Origin of the sequence: Collinsella sp. TF11-5AC (genome assembly GCF_003436775.1) — a bacterium.
Taxonomy (GTDB): domain Bacteria; phylum Actinomycetota; class Coriobacteriia; order Coriobacteriales; family Coriobacteriaceae; genus Collinsella.
This window is the reverse complement of record NZ_QSQO01000002.1, coordinates 1-2,216: the sequence shown is the minus strand read 5'-3', so window position 1 is coordinate 2,216 and position 2,216 is coordinate 1. Positions and strand designations below refer to the sequence as shown.

Here is a 2,216-nt window from a genome sequence, read left to right as displayed (position 1 = left end):
AGGATGCACATCGAGAACAGGATCGTCTCGCCCCACAGGGCACCGGAGCCGATGAACATGGTGTAGGGGGCCAGGGCGTACTTCTTGGCGAGCTCCTCGGCGCGCGGCTCGAAGCTCTTGCGGATGTCGACCAGGTGGGTCCAAACGTCCTTGGTCTGCTCGATGAACTTATCGAACTGCGGGAAGCAGCCACGGCGATTGAGCAGGCGCAGGCCGAAGCAGTCGGCGAGGTAGTAGCCCATCTCGCAGCCACCGTTACCATGATCGGAAGCCATCTTGACGCAATTCTCGGCGCCGACAGCCTGGCCGATGGGGCCCTCAGGCTTGGTCATGGCGTAGACGCGAATGCCCTTTTCCTTCATCTTCTTGACGGCCTCGAGGACCTCGGGGGTGGTGCCGGACTCGGAGGCGGTGAGCACGACGGACTTCTCGGTCATGCACTTGTGGCCGGAGACGTTCCACTCGGCGGCGTGGATCAGGTAGACCTCGAGGTCGCGGTCGCCGAACTTGTTCATGAGGTACTCAAGTTGCATGAGCTCGTCCCAGGTGCCGCCGACGCCCATCAGGAACACGGCGTCGTAGCCCTCGTCGGCGACCTTGTCGGCGAGCTCAATCATCTTCTTGCCGGTCTCGTAGACGTTCTTGCCGTCCTCGACGTAGCCCTCCTGGCTAAAGTGCATGATCTCGATCTTCTCGGTTTCCTTCATGGCTTTTCCTTTCTGTCCTGCACGCAACTCTATACATCGCGTTTCTTTTCGATACCAATTATAGACATACACCTAATGTGTTTTTAATACCACTTATCAATCTGCTCCAATCCTCGGTGAACGGTCGAAATTCTCTGGTGAGTGGTATTAAATTAGAATTGAATGTATAGCTAACGCCTCTGGCGCCTCCCTTGTGTGACAAAGAACAGCGTTCCTACCAGCGCAATAATGGTCGATGCCCCAAACAGTACCGTCTGGACACCCAAAGCCTCCGCCAAAAACGGAGCCGCCAGCAGCGGCAGCACGCCGGCGCTCATCAGGCCAAAACGCACAAAGCCGGTAATGCGCCCCAGGTATTTGATGTCAGCGCGCTCCTGAATCAAGATCATCTGCAGCGGTTCCAGGAATCCCCAGGCCAGACCGTTAATCGCCTGACCGATAATCGCGACCCCCAGCATATCGGTGCCCACGTACACCATGGACCCAATGCCCACGGCCATGAGCGCGCCGAGCAGCAATCGCAGGTTGACATGGCGGGCAGAAAGCTTGGTCAGGATGAACGCGCCCACCGAGGAAGTGAGGCCCACGACCGAGGACAGCCAGCCCAGCCAGACGATATCCACGTTGAGCACATCGCGATAGAACAACGACTCCAGCGAATCGAACGCGCCAAACGCAAAGAAGCCCAGAAAGCCCGAGATAAAGATAAGGCGCAGGTCGTGGTCGCGAAACGTAAGTCGCGCGCCCTCGGCCATGCCGCCCAGAATGCCGCCCTTCGGCTTCTCCCCTTTTGCGGGAGCAACACACTCGTGACAGCCCAAGGAGAGCACGGCCGCCACACCCATCATGCCCGCCATGAGCAGATAGACCGATTGCGTGGCAAAACAGCTCACGATGGCACCACCGAGCAGCGGGCCAGCGGTATAGGCGATATTGCTGTAGAACACCATGAGACCGTTCACGCGGGTACGGCCCTCGGTGGTCGACTCTAGGTATCCCGGAAACGCATGCGTACAGGTGTTGATAAAGCCGCCCGCAAGCCCCAAGACGCACGCGGCAAACACAAGCCCGGGGACAGACAACGGCGCCAACCCCACGCCAAGCGATAGCACCGCCGTAATCACGCACGTCACAAACGACGTCCGGCGCGGTCCAAAGCGGTCGATGACCGAGCCCGACACCATATTGCCCGCCGACGTCATAAGATTGCGTACGAGCGTAATGGCAGCAACCAAAAAGGCCGTGCCAGCCAAATCATACGTCGCCGCGCCGATAAGCCCTAAAAAGTACACCGCGTTGTTGGCGCACCATTGCAGGGACTCAATAAGAATCAGCCTGACCTCTGCCGGCGTCAGGCGCATTGCTTCGCGATCCTTCGCGAACATACGAACTCCCTCTATACAAGTAAGGGGATGGAGGGCATAGGCCCGCTCCATCCCCTTACCAGGTTGCAATGACAGTCTATGCAGCCGGGCCCTTACGCCAGCACGCCGAAGAACGCGCCGACGA

Annotated in this window: 2 protein-coding genes; both read right to left on the bottom strand. The window is 58.8% G+C overall.

Annotated elements, in window-relative coordinates; translation table 11 throughout:
* The coding region (locus DXD16_RS01290; protein WP_117654980.1) for an SIS domain-containing protein at positions 1–707 on the bottom strand (707 nt) is incomplete at its 3' end.
* A 170-nt stretch (positions 708–877) separates the two neighbouring features.
* Positions 878–2,092, bottom strand: coding sequence for an MFS transporter (locus tag DXD16_RS01285; RefSeq protein WP_195241124.1), 1,215 nt, complete (start codon positions 2,090–2,092; stop codon positions 878–880).
* Positions 2,093–2,216 lie beyond the last annotated feature (124 nt).

What these genes read in the sequence shown, in the direction of transcription:
- DXD16_RS01285 (WP_195241124.1), bottom strand. Translation starts at nt 2,092, where the DNA reads ATGTTCGCGAAGGATCGCGAAGCAATGCGCCTGACGCCGGCAGAGGTC.